General features: G+C 59.2%; 1 pseudogene. It reads left to right on the forward strand.

The window, feature by feature from the left end:
• A pseudogene (locus ACTHRY_RS11100) lies at positions 1 to 233 on the forward strand (nucleotidyltransferase family protein); the annotation flags it as partial.

The raw sequence follows: 233 nt of genomic DNA on the forward strand, positions 1-233 counted from the left end.
CCGGAGGCCTGGAAACCTCCGGCGGCATTGCCACTGCCCTGCCGATTTTGGGCAACGAGCCGTTTTTGGTCGTAAATGGCGACGTGTTGACCGACATTGATTTCCAAGCTGCACGACTGGCTGCACAGCGTATGCAGGAACACAACCGTCTCCCCCATTTGTGGCTGGTGGACAATCCGCCCCATCAGCCCGAAGCCGACTTCGGCCTGCTTTCAGACGGCCTGGTATCTGCA

Source organism: Neisseria sp. P0004.S004, from assembly GCF_051963335.1.
Lineage (GTDB): Bacteria > Pseudomonadota > Gammaproteobacteria > Burkholderiales > Neisseriaceae > Neisseria.